The organism is Clostridium subterminale, from assembly GCF_039521425.1.
In the GTDB taxonomy this organism is placed as follows: Bacteria; Bacillota; Clostridia; order Clostridiales; family Clostridiaceae; genus Clostridium_J; species Clostridium_J subterminale.
Genome location: NZ_BAAACI010000008.1, coordinates 1 through 18,344 on the forward strand (window position 1 = coordinate 1; position 18,344 = coordinate 18,344).

The following is an 18,344-nucleotide window of genomic DNA, read 5'->3' on the forward strand; positions in this document are numbered from 1 at the left end:
CATTTTTGAAACAATTATTTAACCACCTAAAAAAATAAATCCCTGTAATTACAATACATATCCCCATTGATAGCATAATTATTTTAATTATAGCTTTCTTTACATTTCTTCTACACCTCTTATTTTTTTTCATACTTTTACTCCAGATACTTTATTTACAATCATATAATACAATTCCCAAATAAATAAAAACCTATAGATATATTATCACAATAAATAAAAATCTATACTTAATTGTATTTTTTTGCATTAATTATATAATACTACCTTGACACTTATAGTCAATAATAATTCTTATTTATGAATAAAAATTAAGATTTTTCACATTTAGTTAATTTTTTAACTATATAATTTATATTTTTTAAATTTATAATTACATATTATAAAAACATATGTACGTAGCCCAATAATTAATATATAATATATTTAACTACTGAGGATTTATCATACATTTAATAATTAGTAGTAAAACAAAAGATAACAGGTGAAAAAATGACGAAACAAACGCATGAATCTGGTGGGTTTTTAATTGGAGTTATAACTATTTACCCAATGGTCCTAAAAAATTCAAACAATTATTTATTAATCTATGAGCTATTATTGATGATTTTATATTTTCGTTCAGTAAATATTGGAGCACTTTTTCCTGATATAGATCTTAAAAGTTCTTATATAAGCAAGCGATACCCATTAATCTCAAAATCATTAGGTAAAAAATGTAGACACAGAGGATTTACCCATAGTTTATTATCTTTAATAGTATTATACATATTTTTCGTGTTTTTTATTTACATAAGCAATTGGAATGTCGTTATAGAAATATTGTGCTATGGATTTTGGATTGGATATGCCTCTCATATATTTTTAGATTTATTTACTCACCAAGGAGTAGAGCTATTATTTCCGCTTAAACTTAATATTAATTTCCTTAATCTTAAAACTAATTCAGTAGGAGAGAAATTTTTCAATAGATTATTGAAGATTTTATATATAATACCAATCTCATATTATATTTACAAAATATATATTTATTTTCTACTATAACTCAATATGATTAAAGCTTGTATTATAGTCTACTACATTTATAAATGTAGTAGCTATAGTACAAGCTTTAATCTATCATATTAAATACTTTCTGTAATATCCTTTAATCCTTCTTCTGAAGGCTTTAATTGAGAAATAATTATAGCTATAAATATTAATACACATCCAACTAAGCCTCTAGTACCAATTCTTTCTCCCAAAAACATAGCACCACCTATGGCACCAAATACAGATTCCATGCTAAGAAGTATAGCTGCATGAGATGGTTTTGCATCTTTTTGTGCTACTACTTGAAGGGTATAGGCAACTCCTACAGATAAAAGTCCACCATATAGTATAGGTACCATAGCTCCTGATATACCTACCATATTGATATCTTCAAATATAATAGCCATTACTAAACTTAATATTGAACATGTAGCAAATTGTACACATGATAACATTAATGGATCTATTCTTTTAGTAAAGTTATCAATTAATAAAATGTGTACAGCCCATCCAATAGATCCTATGAGTACTAATAAATCCCCTTTTGATATAGAAAAATCTTCATTAATACTTAATAAATATAATCCTATAATTGCTATAACTATTCCTATCCAAGTACTCTTATTAACCTTTTGCTTTAAAAATAACCCTAAAATCGGAACTATCACCATATAAAGTCCAGTAATAAAACCAGCCTTTCCAGCGGTAGTCTCCATAACTCCCATTTGTTGAAGACTTGTTGCTATAAATAAAGCACATCCAACTATTATTCCAGCTTTTACAGTATGTTTTAAAGAACCTTCATCATTATTTTCATTGACCGCATTCTTCATATTTTTTCTATTTAAAAATAAAATCAACGGTATCAATGAAATACTTCCAAGGGCAAACCTAATACCATTAAATGTAAATGCTCCTACATGTTCTGCTCCTACCTTTTGAGCTACAAATGCTAACCCCCATATTGCAGCCGTAAGTAGAAGTAAAATATTTGCTTTTAGTTGAGTTTTAGTCATAGTAATCCCCTTTCAAATAAAACTTTTAATTCATGATTAATGCAAAAATATTTTTCTCATAATGAAAAATCTAAATTTTTTTTAACATATAGTTATTAAATTCTACAAATTTTTCATTAATCCTCTTTTAAATACTAATTTATTAATTATATAACATTAGTAAAACCTATATAATAATTACTTATTTCAGTGTATAATTACTTTAAATAAATTTATATGTGAATAATAACTATAGCAAGGAGGTTTTTATATGAAATTTATAAAGAAGAATGGAAAGGTTGTTTCTTTTCAACCATCAAAAATTAAAACTAGCGTTGAAAATGCTGGCTCTGATGTAGGTATTCATCTAAATTCTAAAGAATTAGACTTAATTATTTCTGATGTAGAGTCAATTTTAGTATCTTTATCTAGGGAAATAACTACTGGTTACGAAGTAAGAAGTATTGTAGTTGAAGCATTAATTAAATATGGATATAAAAATATTGCTAAATCGTATATGCTAAATATACTTTAACTTTAAGTAAGTTATCAAAAGCACAGTAAATAATATCTACTGTGCTTTTATTAATTATCTATACATATTTTTTTAACTTTTTAACTAAGAAAGCTGATAAAATAATTTTTAATATATCTCCAATTAAAAATGGCACTACACACATAAGCAACGCCTCTATTAGTCCACTTTGAGTTATATACATAAACCATGCTGTTCCAACAAAATAACATCCCAAGATACCTACTGTCATGGCTACTGCATAAGAATATACACTATCCCCTAATCTTTTTACTATAACTCCAACTATAATTGTAGCTATTATATACCCTATTATATATCCTCCTGTAGGGCCTACTATAATTCCGAAACCTCCTGTAAAGTTTGCAAAAACAGGAACCCCAATAGCTCCAATTATTACGTACACCAGTTGACTAATTGCTCCCATTTTAGCTTCTAGCAATCCTCCTGCAATAAAAACTGACACCATGGCAAGATTTATAGGAACTGGCGTAAATGGTAGTGGTATTGATATTTGTGAAAGAATTGCTGTTAATGCTGCAAAAAGAGCACATAATATAATGTTCTTAATTGTAATTTCCAATGATGTACCTCCAATGTTAATACTTATATATTTCATTTTAAAGACTCTTCACTTATATATTAACATATGTATACATCCATTTCTATAGATTTTGCGAATATTGTAATCTTTTTATTTAATCTAAGTTTACAATACCTTTTAAAAATTATTTTAATTATAGATATCAAAAAATAATACATTAATTCATATAAAATATTGAACTTATTTTGAGACATACTCAGCAGTACTTTATACGAACACTCGTTATATGTAATTTATTTCCTGGGTAATATTTTGTAAATGGTAATAATATTTCTTAGTAAGCTCATTTAATTTCTCAAAATTTTCATTTATCCATGCAATAAGCTCCTTAGCTTGTTTTGTTGCATCTTCATATTGTTTTTCTGTTATTTCCTTTTTACTTAAAGCATCATTTAATTCATCTTCATCTAATAATATTACTTCTCCTGTAGTTAATACTACTATATCCAAAAACAAATCATCGTAGAAAGGTATTCCATCTCTAGTAAGTTCATACTTTTCTGAAACATCAAAATACCATTGAATTATATTGTCTTTTTCATCAATCATAACTGTTAATACGAAATTTTTATTTTCTGGAAAATATTGAATCCAAGAATATCCATTGTCTACGATACAATAATCCACTCCCTTAGTTTGTATAATTAAAGGTTCTGTTATCTCTTTCATATGTATACTAGATATATATCCTCTTAACTCTTCATTATCAATAAATTCAATTTTAAACTCTTTCCTTAATACTCTACTCCAATCTGGCTTATTAGCAAATCTTCTCTTCATTGTATATCTTCTCCTTATAATGCTTATTGATAGAATCTACTCTTGTAAATCTACATCTATTTCCCTAATAGAACTATCATTTTTAACTACAATTTCTACAGACACCTTGTCCACCTTTGAATAAAATTTTTCTTTTAAATTTCCAATTTTCTCATATGCATTATTTAACTCTTCTTCAGAACTAAATTTTCCAACCGTCATATGAGGTATAAACTCCACCTGGTTTAACCACTGTGGCTTATACTCCTTCAATATTCCATCATACAACCTACTATGAATTTCTTTTATTTCTTCTTTGCCCTTCTTTACTCGTAAGCATAAATATAAACTTGAGTCACTGCTAATTTTTATTATTCCTTCAAGTTCCACATGAAAGCACTCTAAACCCTTTAATGCTTCATTCATCCAATTTCTCAATTGGTATTCTTTAATATTGCTTTCAAAAGGAAAGACTAAAGTAATATGAGGTCTCACATTATTTACAAAAGGATCATAAGTTTCTCTTATTGCATTAATTATATTTATATTTTCAAACTCTGGAAATATCATTATACATCTTTTTTTAATATCATTACTCATATCTACTCCTATCCAGATATATATTATAAATATATAAAATTTATACTGGTTTTAATTATAAAAGTTTATTGTAATTTAAATTATATTATATACATAAAATTATATCTATATCTACACTAACTGCCATAATAACTACTGATTTTAAATTATCGATCAGTAGTTATTATGTTTTTTTATTTTTGAAAAAGATACTCTCTATGTAATATCCATGTATTATTATCCCATTTATAAATACTTACATTATCGAAATAACCTTGAAAATTACATGGATACTTATTTACATAATTCCAAAGATCATAATATATGCTTTTTATCCTTTTAGAACTTATAGTTATATGAAATATCTTATCCTTACCATCTTTATCTATAAATTCAATGTATGGAAATTTACTCATTTCTTCAACTAATCCATCATGCAAAACCTTACCTTCCCTACTCATTGTCATATCCATATATATCACTCTATCATCAAAGTGATTATAGCCTTTAATCTCTAAAGGCTCTTTTTTATGGGACATACAAAAATTTTCTATAGATTTCTCTAGTTCTTTAATATCTCCATCATATTCAAAGGGAGCCTTTATAGTAAAATGTGCAGGTAATTTTGAAGACTTAGCCTTAAACTTTTCATAAACTTCTTTTCTAAGATTATTATTAAAATCTCCTGCTTCTCCCTTTATAACCGAAGCAATAACATATCTCATCTTCTATCACTTCCTAACTCCGCTTTCCATTATTGTAAAACTCTTCTCTTCACAATTTATTTCAGCCTTTGCCCCATAAGGAATTGTGATTATAGGAGTTGTGTGCCCAAAATTCACATTACATAGTATTGGTAAATCTTTAAGTTTCAATTCATCTCTTATAACCTTAATAAGTGCTTCTTTATATTCATCATAATAAACATTATCATAAGGTTTCCCAAAAACTATTCCATTTATATTTTTTAAAATTCCTTGAGCACCATAATTTCGTAACCAATATTCCACATAAGTAGGTTCTGGCTTATCTTCTGAGGTTTCTAAAAATAATATACCACCCTGCCATGTTTTAAGGTCTGGCCATATCTCAGTTCCCTTTAACATTTCTAATACATCAATGCATCCTCCAATTAAATGTCCTTGAACCTTTCCACTTCCTTGTAATAATTCATATCCCATATTTTCATTTACTTTTCTTGAAATAAATTTATTTTTTACTTCCCAAGGTAAATATTCACTTGTCCAAATTTTTGATGATTTAATATCTCCTATAGGGCTATTATTAAATAGTGCTTTATTAATATATTCTTTTGTATAGTCAAACATTTTAATATTTTCAGCAAATTCAGAAAGTATCGCAGGTCCATAAAAACTAGAAATACCAGCCTTCATACATATAAAATGAATAACTGTGCTATCAGAATACCCAATAAAAATCTTAGGATTTTCCTTTATTATTTCATAATCAATATAAGGTAAAATTCTTATACTTTCATCCCCTCCAATACAAGAAAAAATCCCCTTAATTGAAGGATCTTTAAAAGCTTTCATTAAGTCCTTCGCTCTTTCCTCTGGATGATTGTATACATATTCTGTCCCCTTAAGAGTTGTTTTCATTTCCACAACTTGAAGACCGAAATCTTCTTGAAGTCTTTTTTTCCCAACTTCATATCTCCAAAGTATATCCTCATCTCCTGCTCCACCCCAGGATAGGCTTATGGTTGTAACCTTATCTCCTGGAATTAACATAATTGGTTTTTTAAGTCCCATAGAGTTTAAATTATTTCTCTCATCTTCTTTATCATCTAATTTTATTATATTTTCAAAGCCTCTTTCCATTTTCTAACTCCTATCTACCTAATACTTATATTCTATTAAATCTTGATCCATTATCTAGAGTGTAAACTCTACTAACTTTATTAAATAAATGAGGTTGTATTAATGGATAAGTAAGATTTTTAGGTTGATTATTGAATAGACAAATTTCCACAATTTCTAAGTTAGGAAGTTGACCTAACTCTTCAATGTCAGCAAAGAAAAGTGCCCCATAGGATTCATCATAGTCATCAGTATCATTACTCTCTCTTACCACAGAGTATATACTTATAGCATTGAGTTTAAATTTTATAGCCCCTGTTTCTTCTCTCAGTTCTCTATGAGCAGTATCCTTTATGCTTTCATTTTCTTCTCTATGTCCCCCTGGAATTTCCCAAGTATCTCTTTCTTTATGCTTTACAAATATCCATTGATTCATATATCTTGCCATTATTACTGCAAATTTTAATTTATACTCTTCTACTTCATTAAACTTATAGAAATTAACTTTCATTATGTCTCTCCTTTCCTATATGAAATTACGATACAAACCTTTATTATATATTACAATAAACTTACAGTTTTGACAAATGCACTACAACATTTTTCATAGATATTTTTATATAAAATAAAAGCACTAAAGATGCCTTTTATCTTAGTGCCTTTTTAAATTAAATTCCCTATTATGCATTTACAATCTAATTTTAATGCTTGTACTATTATTTATAGAACTCCTGTGTAGCATAATATCTATTTCCAGCTTTATAAACGCCAACACCTATGCTTGTATAATCAGGGGATAGTATATTTTCTCTATGACCTTGCGAATTCATCCAATTTATCATAAATTGATTAGCAAGTTCATTTATATCAGATACTCCACCTATATAAGCTATATTTTCTCCCCAAGCTCTATAGGAAATACCATCTCTAGCCATTTGTGACGTTATAAGCTCACCCTCTAGATTTTTATGGTCAAAGTAATTTCTATCTCCCATATCTTTCGATTTTATTCTTGCATATTTCTCCATAAGACTACTATAACTTAAAGTACTCATACCAGCTCTAGCTCTCTCTTCATTTACCTTTGTAACTATAAGTTGTTCTATTTGTGATGAAAAATCACCTGTATCTGTTGTAGTAGGTGTAGTTGTTGATTTAGATGGTATATTTACTGTTTCATGAGATGGTACCGATGGCTTTTCAGTATTATTATAAGGAGTATCTTCAGTTATATCTTCTTGATTATTAACTGTAGTCTTAGAATTTTCTTTCTTATCTAAACTACTTCCTTCATCATTTCTAACTACATTTTTATCATTTTGTGAATTTTTAGCTTGTCCACCACCGCGAGATAACCTAGTGTCTTTTCCATCTAATACATTTGATGAATCGATTTCAGTGCTAGCATTCTCTATTGTATTCTCTTTGTTATCTAAACTTTCAATACTTGCTTTATTATTGTCATTAGAATTGTTTTCACTTTCCATATTATTTTGTAAAGTTAATCCTACTAGTGCAGTGCCTGCTAATGCTCCACATATAATTAGTGTAATAAACTTCTTCTTCATTAGTATCACTTCCTTTTAATTATGTTATTATTTATTTATAACATAAAATTTAGGATTTTTTATTAGTAGAACAATTCCTATGATTCCGTAATAATGTATAATTTCATATTCCCTCCTAATAATACCTTTATTTATATACTTTTTCCACTCAATTGCAACTATAATTAACCAAAAATTCACATAATTCATTTTATTTTTGTAATATAATTATATTATAACCTTAATTTAATTGCGACTATAGGAGGAACTATAAATTTGGATATCATTGTAATTAGACATGGTCAATCAGAAGCAGACATTTTAAATGTACATGAAGGAAGAGCAGATTTCCCTTTAACAAAACTTGGAAATAAACAAGGTTTAGCTATGTCAAATTTTTTATCAACTAATTATAATATTGATAAAATTTATTCTAGTCCGCTAAAGCGTGCTAGTGAAACTGCTAAAATATTATCTACTGCTACTAATACTCCTATTATATATGAAGATAGACTTATGGAATTTAATAATGGATTACTAGCTGGATTATCTAGAGAAGAAGCAAATGAGCGTTATCCTGAACCTGCTATAAGATGGCCTCATACATCCATGTATGGAATGGAAAGTATAATAGAATTCAGAACTAGAGCTGAATCCATACTATCAAAGATAGTTAGTGAAAATTCCTATGATTCCACTATAGCTATTGTAGCTCATGGTGGCATAATAAATATGCTCTTTAGAAGCTTTTTAGATCTTCCTTTAAATTCAAGAATGTTTATATCTACAGGGGATACCGGAATACACCACTTGCAAGTAACTAGCTGCTGTCATAGAATAGTTTATACAAACAAATTATCTCATTTAGATAACATTGACAATAATTAATTTATTAAAGATAAATTATGAAAGGTAGTAAACAATGATATATAAAGAATTAGCAATGGATGAACTAAATCATGAATTATTCATGGACTTTGATAGATATGAAGAAGTACACAGAGCTTGGAGAATAAGAGAGGATGGAAGTGAATATCTAAAAGATATTTATTATGAAGAGAATTGGGATACTAATGAGCTATTAAGCATATGTAATGAATTAAAATCTACCTTAGAAAAAGGTGGTTCAGTTTTTGCAGCCTTTGATGAAAATAAATTAGTAGGATTTGCTTCATTAGAAAATGAATTCTTTGGAAGTAAAGATCATTATATTCAATTATCTAATCTTCACATTACAAATAACTACCGTCATAAAGGTATTGGAAAAGCACTATTTAACATGTGTGCCAAAAAAGCTAGAGAATTAAAGTCCAGTAAAATCTATATATCTGCCTCCTCCTGTGAAAATGCTCAAAATTTCTATAGAGGTATAGGATGTGTATTGGCTAAAGAAGTGAATAAAGATTTATATGATCTTGAGCCCTTTGATTGCCATATGGAATATATCTTATAAAATACATTATATTTAAATCAGTATAAAATATAAAAAAGAAGATTAAATAAAATTTTGTTTAATCTCCTTTTTTTCATGAATTTTTATATAGAACTACATTGTTTTAACCTAGATAATTTTTATCGCTAAATTTCTTTTAGGATTGTTACTATATACCTTTTTACATGCTATCCTTAAGAAACGCTCCCTTATACTTAGGCATAATCATTTAAAACTCTCTTTTAAGCCTCAAGACCCCATATCTGCCTCATTTCTTCACAGGTTTCAAGAAGGTCTTCAAGTTTTCCTTCCCTTTCAATTTTTCCATCCTTCATAACTAAAATTTTATCTGCATTTTTTAAGGCCACATGACTATTAGAGACTACTATGGCAGTTATATTTTTTCTTTCAAACATTCTATCCCAAAGCTTTATTTCGGTTTCTATATCTAAAGCACTAGATATATCATCAAAAATATATAAATCAGCCTTTCTTGCAAACATCCTTGCCACAGCAACCCTTTGTCTTTGCCCTCCAGAAAGCTTTACTCCTTTAGAACCTATTACAGTATTCACTCCATCCTTAAAGTTACCAATATCCCTATCCAGAGCAGCAGAATATATGGCTTGATTTAAGTTTTCTTTTTCCTCCTTTAAGCCCAAAAGAACATTGTTTTTGACAGTATCACTAAATAGGTTGGGATTCTGAGATGTATAAGCTACCCTTGGAGGAACAAATTTTTCACTATTTTTCTCAACTTCTTCATTATTAAAATAGATTTTCCCATCATCCATAGGAAGCATACCTAAAATAGATTTAATAAGAGTTGTCTTTCCAGCACCGATCCTTCCTGTAACTACTACAAACTCACCTTGATTTATCGTAAAATTTATATTTTTTATACCATTGGTTTCATTATACATACAGGTTAAATTCTTAATTTTCAGAGATTTTAACTCTGTATGATTCTGTTTAACCTCTTCATCAATTAATTCTCCTTTTAAATGTAATGAATTATGTGCTAATAGCTCCTTCTCCATATTTCCATCCAATAACTTAAACATTCGTTTAAAGGCAATTCCTCCTTGCTGATATCTAGCAAAAATTTCTCCAAGAAAACCAGCAAAGTCGGCTACAAAGGGAAGATAATATACAAATAGTGAAAAATCTCCTACGGAAAAACTTCCTTCTAACATATATCTACCTGTTAATAGCAATATGAATCCAGTCCCAATAGTTACAGCATTTTCATATATAGCATCCATAATGTTTACAAAAATCTTATCTCTTACCATATACTTCATTCTTTTTTCATTGAGACTATTTAGATTATCGATAATATATTCTTCACTACCTGATATCTTTATAGCTTGTATTCCATTAAATATCTCTCCTATTGCTCCAGATACATCCCCAGTAGCTTCCCTAGCGGTAGTTCTATATTTTGAGATATATTTCATAGCTTTTTGTGATAATATTATAACCACAACTAGAGGCGCAAAAATAAACAATGTCACCTTTACATTTATAGTTAATAAAATAATTAATGCACCTAAAGCAAATAATCCATCTCCCATTATATCTAAAGTAAAGCTTATAACATCTTCAATCTCCCCTATATCATCTCTAAAACAGTTCATAGACTCTCCTAAGGAAGTTTTGTTCTCAATTAGTGGATTATTTAGAATACACTCTAGTAGATTTCTTCTAAGTAGTGCACTCATAGAAAATCTATGGTTGGCATCTACTCTTCCCCCAATAGCTATAATAATTGACCTAGTTAATGCAACCACTATAATTAATGCCATAAGACTAAGAATTTCACTATTTACCCTTCCACTTTTTTCTAACACCTGAAAAAATCTTTTAGTAATTAAACCGGGTACTAGAGGAAACATATGAATTGACACCCACAAAATACAGTTGAGTAAATAATACCATGGTCTGTACATTATCATCCTACCTATATATTTAAGTACTGGAGTTTTCTCTTTCTTCTTTTTTATCATGCCAGCACCTCCTCCATTCCCTTTTGTAATAGGTTATAAAATTTTGAACTTCTATCTTTACATAATTCTTTCCTATTACCATACTCTAAAACCGTTCCTTCTTCTAAAATTAAAATATTATCGGCTCTTCCTACAGTTCCAAGCCTATGAGCTATAATTATACAAGTTCTCTCCTCTAATAATTTGTTCAAGGCTCTATCTATAAGCCCTTCAGTTATAGGATCAAGTTTTGAAGTAGCTTCATCTAAAATAACTAATTTAGGATTCTTAAGAAAAACTCTTACAAAGGCTAAAAGTTGAGCTTCTCCCGAAGATAATCCACTTCCCCCATTATCTAAAATAGTATTTAAACCTTCAGGCAAATTATTAAGCCAAGATGTTAATCCAATATCTTCAATAACCTTGAGTATAGTATCATCTTTAATATTAGGATTAAATAGTGTAAGATTTTCTCTAACTGTTGCATGAAAAATTTGTACTTCTTGAGTAACATAGCTTATATTTTCCATTAAACTTTCTTTAGTCATACTCTTTAAATTTTCTCCATTGAATTTAATACTTCCACTACATACATCATATAATCTTACAATTAATCTAGCTAAGGTAGTTTTACCACTTCCAGTATGACCTAGTACTCCTAAAACAGTATTTTTTTCTATATTAATGTTTATATCCTTAAGTACAGCTTCTCCATCCTCATAACTAAATGAGACTTTCTCTAAGCTTAAATCAATAGAATCTTCATTATCCAAATTCTTAATCCCGTACTCTATCCTACTTTTAATTTGTAAAAGCTCCTTTACACGCTTAATACTTGCTTCTGCTCTTTGAAGCTTTTGCATCTGTGACCTTATCTCCTCTAAAGGACTAGACATAAGCTCCACATAATAAAATATTAAATATACAGTTCCAAAAGTTATTAATGAATTCCCATAAAAATATGCTGAAAGTATTAGTGCAACAACATTTCCTAAGGCAAAAACAATTATATTAGCTATCCACATATAATAATGTCCTAAAGATGCTTTTACTTCTATAGGTAACATCTTTCTATATAGCTTATACAAACTATTCATAGTGTAATTTTTAGCACCACAAGTGTTTATATCCTCTACACTAGTAATTTGCTCCCCTAAAAATCCATATAACTGAGCATTATATGCTCTTGATTTCTCCCAATGCTTTAATGATTTTTTCTCTATATATTTCATAGCTACCATGTCTAAAATAGCAATCATCGTTAATGTTAATCCAATTCTCCAGTCTTCTCTATAAAGCAATAAAATTATTCCTATCAAAAGCCCTAGATTAGATAGCAATTGTAATACAAAAGTAGAGAAAAAGCTAAATAATGCATTTATATCTCCATCAACTCTTTCAAGCATTTCTCCTGATTGATGAGCTTTATGAAAATCCATATCTAAATTTATACAATGCTTTATTAAATCACTTCTTAATGCATTAGTTGCTGTCCATCCAACCTTTTCGCTAATATAAGTAGATACAATTTTAAATACTTGTCTTATAATTCCAAAGCCCATGAATAATAAGGCTGCTATTAATAAATTTTCAATTCCTTCATTTTGTGTTACAGCATCAATATAATATCTCAATATCTGAGGATTCACTAACTGTATCACTAAGTTCATAACTAATATAAAGAATAATAGGATTACCATAAATTTTTGTCTTTTTAAATACTTATATAATAATTGAAAGTAGTCTTTCAATGGTAACTTCATAGTCATCACCCCTTTCAATTGGTTATGACGATACCAAATTTTCAATTAAGTTTATTTTATGACTAACATTTCTTATCTACTACTTTTATATAGTTTTAAATTATAGGTGTTAGTTACAGTTTAAAAATAAATAATCCCTATCAATTTTTCTCTTATATTCTTATATTATATAAGTGACTTTATGTTAATCCTTTTACTTTACCTCATAAATTAAGTGCTCACCTTTTTCAAAGATAATATGAAGACTTTTAAACCCAGCTTCTTTGAATAGCCTTCTTTGTGTAGTTAATGCAAAAGGAATATCTATATGATAAAGTCTAATTTTTTCATCACCTTGTTCTTTTAATAACTCAACTCTTTGTTTAAGCCACTTTTTTTCATAGTATTTACTTACCACATAGTCTCCCTCTATATAACTCCCCTCTTCCTTCAAAGCTAATTTTATTTTCTTATAAAGCTCTAACTTTTCATCAGGTAAAAAGTGGTGCATAGTCATTATTCCAAATATATAATCATATTTCTTTATTCCAAAATCTTTCTCTAGATAAGATGTAACTATTATATTTATTTGGTTCAATTTATTCTTATATTTTTCTTTAAGAATTTTTAACATTTCTTCAGATAAGTCTATACAAGTTACTCTGGCATTATGTGCCTTTCTAAATATCTCTTCTAACTCAAGGCCTGTACCACATCCTAAATCTAGAATTTCAATAGAATCCTCTGTATATTCCACAGTAGATGAAACTAACTTGTAATACTCTTCAAAGGAATTTAAGGCGTCTTCCATATGCTTTTCATATCCTTCAGCCCTTAAATTGAAAAAACTCCCCATTTCTTCTATTTCATAATTTTCACTCATATTATTACCTACTTTCTAATTAAACTAACTTCATCTGTGTCCACTCAAGCCCCTTTAAAAATCCTATGTTATCATAAACCTGCTCAGCTTCATTTCCTATATCTACATACAATCTCACTACAGGGTATTCTTTTTTTAAAATAGTTAGTGCATTTTTAAGCATTTTTGTTCCTATACCTCTCCCTTCATAACTTGGCTTAACGGCAATCTGAGATATTAAAGGCCATTCCTGCCAAAGAGATACATAACAAACTCCAACTAGTTCATTAGTATTCCCATCATATACAAGGATAGAGGCCTTATTTAAGACATCTTCATTTAAATAATCATCAAAATATTCTTTTACCCACTCCGTATATTCATCTAAACTATAACTGCTATAAAGATTCACATTACTTTCAAAAGCCTCATGAAGTAACTTTCCTATTTCTACTTGATTTTCTCTTTTAGGTAAGTCCACATAAAACTCATCTCCCCAAGTAATCTTAAACTCTTCTGTTGGTCTTATCATCCATCTACCACTTTCTACCTTTTTAAAGCCTATTTTTTCATAATTTTCAATCAAAGACGGTTGTACCATATCAGCAACTATATCCTTTGTAGGATCTGACCAAAACATCAAAATTTCTTTAAGTCTTTCTAGTATTAAATCTACATTTGAATGGGGTGGTATAACAAATAATTCTGCTATATTATTAGGTTCTATAAATGCTCCACCAATTTTCTTTTCATCCTTAACAATCCAAAAACACTCATCCTCATCATCAACTACAGTTCTCATTATGTCGTAACTTTTCTTAAAGAAACCGTTAGTAGTATTCATCTGAGAGTAGACTGTATAATAATCTGTAAACTCTTCAATATTAGCTCTCTCCAATCTATAATTATACCTTAGATTGTATATCATTGTATCTTTTGACCACTTCTCAAATTTCATAGATTATTTCCTCCTTGTTTTTGTTAGAAATATCAACATACGCTCTTGTATATGGAGCATTTTAAAATTTTAAGATGTTATAAAGAAATTTTCTTTAAATGTTAAATATTTATATAGTTCCATAGATAAATATTTATCTATGGAACTATATAAAATTTAATCTGTTGGCCTAACAAACTTGATTCTTCTACTATTTGTAAGATTTAATGTCCATTACTATAAATTTAAATTCTTCATCTTCCAAATACTCATCACATTTTTTAAAGCCTAGCTTATTAAATAGTGCTAATGATGGCTTATTTTTTTCTTCGATCTCAACATATATTCTGTTTATATCCATGGTATTGAATATATAGTTCATCGCTATCTTGATAGAGTCATAGGCTATACTTTTTCTCCAATATCTTTTATCACCTATAGTAATTCCCATTTCCCCCTGCCTTTCAACTGTATCTATACTAAAGAAGTTGACAAAGCCTATAAAATTTTCATCATTATCGGTGATTATAAAATACTTATACATTCGATCTTCTAATTTCTCGTTGATTACACTTCTTTCAAAGTTATTACAATAGATTTTACATTCTTGGATTAATTCTTTACTATTACTTGGTATAGGTCTTGGATCATACCTATTAATTTCCTTGTCAATTCTACAAGAAAACAAATTAATGATGTCTCCTTTTTCTATGTCTCTTATCTTAATTTTCTTATCCTCATAATAAATCACTATTAAATTCCCCCTGTTTCTCTAGTTAATTTTAAAACTATACTTAGCATCACCGATGACGCTCTGTAGTAAATACTTTAAAACCAACCACACTATATATAGCTTCATTTTGTGATTTGCTAAATATTGCTGTAGTTCCTTGATTTCTATGTCCTAGTACTTCTTTAAATTCTTTTATTTCTCTAAGATGTTTTATATCTCTATTTTTCTTATATTTCATTTTATACTCTCCTTTATTAACTTAAAATTTCTTATTATTTCAATTAGAATTTAGAATTATTTATTTTCTCTAGCATAATTACTGTTTGTATTTATAAATTTGAATTTCACTCTCTCACCTCTCTACCAGATATTAGTTTTTGTCTCTACTTTATCTTTTTACTTTTTAAGAAATCCTCTTATTGAGCAACAAAAAAGCTGCAAGAAAGAATACTCTCTTACAGCCAAATCTAACATTATTATTTTACTTAGGTAATATATTAAATCCATGATTTAGTAAATATCACCTACTTCACCCAGTATATATGGATAAAGTTTCATATTAGCATACACTCTATAAACACAGAACCACAGTAAAACGTTAAGTATGATAATACACTTAAGCAAATTTTAAGTTCTTCTATAACTCATAAAATATATATTAAATTATATTATTATAAACTTATGATACCTTTTAGGTCACTATATTTTTTAAAACATAAATAATCCCATTAAAAGTTTACCCTTCTTAAGATTCATATCTTAAGCAAAGCTTATTATAATAATTAAGTAAAATTCAGAAATAGCTCAATAAGATTGATTTCATTTCAATTGTTTTAAAAAGAAGCATCACAAAAAACCCCATAGACGTACTATAGATTTATAACGTAAACAAAACCTCTTTTAAATTAAATATTTTCTTTTCTCGAAAATTTAACTAACAATTGATTCTAATCAACATCTCATTGTCTCCTTCCTAAATTTAAAATTACAAGTATAATTTACCATAATAAATATATATAGTCAATACATTTTTTACTACTTCATATCAATTAAACCCAATTCTTTAAGTTCGTATATATTCAAAGCCTTATTATATGGTAATTCAATACTACCTTCATTAACTAATTTAATTATTTTTTCTTTATATGGTGATTCTAAATTAACCCCAGTTATCTCCCAGTTATTATCCACTTGCGGAGATATAATACCTTGATTTTTAATATACTCTACTATCATATCTCTAATTGTATTAGAAGATTTCCATATATAATCTTTCTTTGCTAACTTCCTACCTTTTAAATTTGCAAAATAGCAATAATCACTAGTTGCTAATTTTAATACTTGATCTTCTTTCACTAATTCACCTTTGAAAATTAAATCTACAATTCGATGACCTACTGGTTTAGAAATATCTACTTTATAATCTACTCCTGCAAAAAATTCATGTTGATATCCTGGAATATCCATAGTAAAACTTATAGAAATATCCCCTGGTTTCCACTGATTATATGCTGAAGCAGCCCATTCCATATAATTCTTTAACTCCTTACCAGTAACTTCTACTACATAGAGAAAAGTTGTGAATTTATATATATTGAAAATATTTCCATAAGTTATAATACCCTTTTTTATATTACTATCATCCCTGATTAAAGAAGTTGACGTAACATCTGCACCAGAATTTATGAGCTGAACCTTATTTATTAACTCCATAAGTGGAGTATCTCTAAGTTTTCCTTCAGGTATAAATTTTATTTCATCCTTTGGTTGAAAGTCTTCAGAGGCTTCTCCTATTACTTCTGTGATAAAATCCATAGTTGTTTCATGGGCTTTCTTAATAACTGGTAATTTACTTAACTCTTCACTTGGATAATAATCCTTCATAGCTACAACTTGTACTTTTCCGTCTATAACACAATTATTACTATCAAGAGTTAAATCAAATCGAATTACGTCTCGTCCACTATCTGTGGCACCTCCAATAAGAGTTTTTCCTCTTTTCTCTTTTACTGTTATATGAAAATGCCCAACTACTAGTACATCTATCTCTGGACATAATCTCAATACTTTTTCAGCTGCATCGCTTTCATTCTTCTTGTCATGTTCTGAAACCATGCTAGCATGAGCCATAACCAGTATCACGTCTACTTTATCCCTGATTTCATTAACATACCTATAGGCTGTTTCACCAAGATCATAAAAACTTAGTTCCTCCACTAGATTTCCTGCCCATCTTGGTACATTAGGAGTAGTTAATCCTATAATTCCAACTCTCACTCCACCGCAATTTAAAATTGTATGTGTCTTTACAAACTCATCACCATTTTTTCTATAGTTTACGTTTGCAGAAAGAAATGGAAAGTCACTTTGTTTTTCAAGAGATTTTATTAAATCAATTCCAAAGTTAAATTCATGGTTTCCCAATACCATAGCATCATATCCCATGAAATTCATAGCAGAAATCACAGGATGTTTTTCTTCCTTCTCATTACTATAAATTTCATCTGTTAAAGTATTCCCCTGAATTATATCTCCATTATCCACTACCAAAGTATTAGGATTTTCACTTTTAACTTGCTTTATATAGGAATAAATACGATTCATGCCACTATCAATAAAACTTTCACCATTATCATAGTTATATCCTAAAACATTACCGTGTACATCTGTAGTTGCTAATATAGTAATTTTCTTATCCTTTGTTGTAGTGATTTTATTCATTTATATTTAATCCTCCACTTTAAAACATTGATTATTAATGATACTTCTCTGAATTGTA

General features: G+C 28.4%; 19 protein-coding genes. 4 read left to right on the forward strand and 15 right to left on the reverse strand.

Going from position 1 to position 18,344, the window contains the following annotated elements; all coding sequences use genetic code 11:
• Positions 1 to 492: 492 nt before the first annotated feature.
• Positions 493 to 1,044, forward strand: a complete 552-nt coding sequence (locus tag ABDZ93_RS20130; protein WP_425544798.1) for a metal-dependent hydrolase — start codon at positions 493 to 495, stop codon at positions 1,042 to 1,044.
• Positions 1,045 to 1,124: 80 nt separating this feature from the next.
• On the opposite strand, the gene ABDZ93_RS16520 is transcribed toward ABDZ93_RS20130, so the two are convergent.
• On the reverse strand, positions 1,125 to 2,048 hold the full coding sequence (locus ABDZ93_RS16520) for a DMT family transporter (RefSeq protein WP_343827596.1): 924 nt from the start codon (positions 2,046 to 2,048) through the stop codon (positions 1,125 to 1,127).
• Positions 2,049 to 2,298: 250 nt separating this feature from the next.
• On the opposite strand from ABDZ93_RS16520, the gene ABDZ93_RS16525 reads away from it, so the two are divergent.
• Complete coding sequence (locus ABDZ93_RS16525) at positions 2,299 to 2,562, forward strand: ATP cone domain-containing protein (protein WP_343827597.1); 264 nt, start codon at positions 2,299 to 2,301, stop codon at positions 2,560 to 2,562.
• Positions 2,563 to 2,620: 58 nt separating this feature from the next.
• Here ABDZ93_RS16525 and ABDZ93_RS16530 read toward each other — a convergent pair whose 3' ends face one another.
• The 7 genes from ABDZ93_RS16530 to ABDZ93_RS16560 form a co-directional block, all read right to left on the reverse strand.
• Entirely contained in the window at positions 2,621 to 3,145 is a 525-nt protein-coding gene (locus tag ABDZ93_RS16530) for a biotin transporter BioY (protein ID WP_343827598.1), read from the reverse strand.
• Positions 3,146 to 3,388: 243 nt separating this feature from the next.
• A complete protein-coding gene (locus ABDZ93_RS16535) occupies positions 3,389 to 3,946 on the reverse strand; it encodes a ribonuclease FAU-1 family protein (RefSeq protein ID WP_343827599.1) in 558 nt (185 codons plus the stop codon).
• A 36-nt stretch (positions 3,947 to 3,982) separates the two neighbouring features.
• A complete protein-coding gene (locus ABDZ93_RS16540; RefSeq protein WP_343827600.1) occupies positions 3,983 to 4,525 on the reverse strand; it encodes a 2'-5' RNA ligase family protein in 543 nt (180 codons plus the stop codon).
• Between the two features lie 173 nt (positions 4,526 to 4,698).
• On the reverse strand, positions 4,699 to 5,229 hold the full coding sequence (locus ABDZ93_RS16545) for a 2'-5' RNA ligase family protein (RefSeq protein ID WP_343827601.1): 531 nt from the start codon (positions 5,227 to 5,229) through the stop codon (positions 4,699 to 4,701).
• 6 nt (positions 5,230 to 5,235) lie between these two features.
• On the reverse strand, positions 5,236 to 6,276 hold the full coding sequence (locus tag ABDZ93_RS16550; protein ID WP_343827901.1) for a S66 family peptidase: 1,041 nt from the start codon (positions 6,274 to 6,276) through the stop codon (positions 5,236 to 5,238).
• A 94-nt stretch (positions 6,277 to 6,370) separates the two neighbouring features.
• A complete protein-coding gene (locus tag ABDZ93_RS16555; RefSeq protein ID WP_343827602.1) occupies positions 6,371 to 6,835 on the reverse strand; it encodes an NUDIX hydrolase in 465 nt (154 codons plus the stop codon).
• Between the two features lie 205 nt (positions 6,836 to 7,040).
• Complete coding sequence (locus tag ABDZ93_RS16560) at positions 7,041 to 7,892, reverse strand: CAP domain-containing protein (RefSeq protein WP_343827604.1); 852 nt, start codon at positions 7,890 to 7,892, stop codon at positions 7,041 to 7,043.
• 255 nt (positions 7,893 to 8,147) lie between these two features.
• Here ABDZ93_RS16560 and ABDZ93_RS16565 point away from each other — a divergent pair, with 255 nt between their 5' ends.
• Positions 8,148 to 8,759 (forward strand): histidine phosphatase family protein, encoded by a 612-nt coding sequence (locus ABDZ93_RS16565; protein ID WP_343827605.1) that lies wholly within the window; start codon positions 8,148 to 8,150, stop codon positions 8,757 to 8,759.
• Positions 8,760 to 8,793: 34 nt separating this feature from the next.
• Positions 8,794 to 9,324 (forward strand): GNAT family N-acetyltransferase, encoded by a 531-nt coding sequence (locus ABDZ93_RS16570; RefSeq protein WP_343827606.1) that lies wholly within the window; start codon positions 8,794 to 8,796, stop codon positions 9,322 to 9,324.
• Between the two features lie 221 nt (positions 9,325 to 9,545).
• Here the strand turns inward: ABDZ93_RS16570 and ABDZ93_RS16575 are convergent, their stop codons facing one another.
• The 7 genes from ABDZ93_RS16575 to ABDZ93_RS16605 all read right to left on the reverse strand — a co-directional run bounded on the left by ABDZ93_RS16575 (position 9,546) and on the right by ABDZ93_RS16605 (position 18,286).
• Complete coding sequence (locus ABDZ93_RS16575) at positions 9,546 to 11,312, reverse strand: ABC transporter ATP-binding protein (protein ID WP_343827607.1); 1,767 nt, start codon at positions 11,310 to 11,312, stop codon at positions 9,546 to 9,548.
• On the reverse strand, positions 11,309 to 13,054 hold the full coding sequence (locus ABDZ93_RS16580) for an ABC transporter ATP-binding protein (RefSeq protein ID WP_343827608.1): 1,746 nt from the start codon (positions 13,052 to 13,054) through the stop codon (positions 11,309 to 11,311). The genes ABDZ93_RS16575 and ABDZ93_RS16580 overlap by 4 nt, the downstream gene beginning before the upstream one ends.
• 193 nt (positions 13,055 to 13,247) lie before the next feature.
• Positions 13,248 to 13,916: a class I SAM-dependent methyltransferase gene (locus ABDZ93_RS16585; protein WP_343827609.1), complete on the reverse strand. Its 669-nt coding sequence runs from the start codon at positions 13,914 to 13,916 to the stop codon at positions 13,248 to 13,250.
• A 19-nt stretch (positions 13,917 to 13,935) separates the two neighbouring features.
• Positions 13,936 to 14,853 (reverse strand): GNAT family N-acetyltransferase, encoded by a 918-nt coding sequence (locus ABDZ93_RS16590; RefSeq protein ID WP_343827610.1) that lies wholly within the window; start codon positions 14,851 to 14,853, stop codon positions 13,936 to 13,938.
• Positions 14,854 to 15,043: 190 nt separating this feature from the next.
• Positions 15,044 to 15,583 (reverse strand): GNAT family N-acetyltransferase, encoded by a 540-nt coding sequence (locus ABDZ93_RS16595; RefSeq protein WP_343827611.1) that lies wholly within the window; start codon positions 15,581 to 15,583, stop codon positions 15,044 to 15,046.
• 49 nt (positions 15,584 to 15,632) lie between these two features.
• Positions 15,633 to 15,803 (reverse strand): hypothetical protein, encoded by a 171-nt coding sequence (locus tag ABDZ93_RS16600; RefSeq protein WP_343827612.1) that lies wholly within the window; start codon positions 15,801 to 15,803, stop codon positions 15,633 to 15,635.
• Between the two features lie 797 nt (positions 15,804 to 16,600).
• The gene (locus tag ABDZ93_RS16605) at positions 16,601 to 18,286 is read right to left on the reverse strand and encodes a bifunctional metallophosphatase/5'-nucleotidase (protein ID WP_343827614.1); all 1,686 of its coding nucleotides are present in this window, start codon (positions 18,284 to 18,286) and stop codon (positions 16,601 to 16,603) included.
• Positions 18,287 to 18,344: the final 58 nt, after the last annotated feature.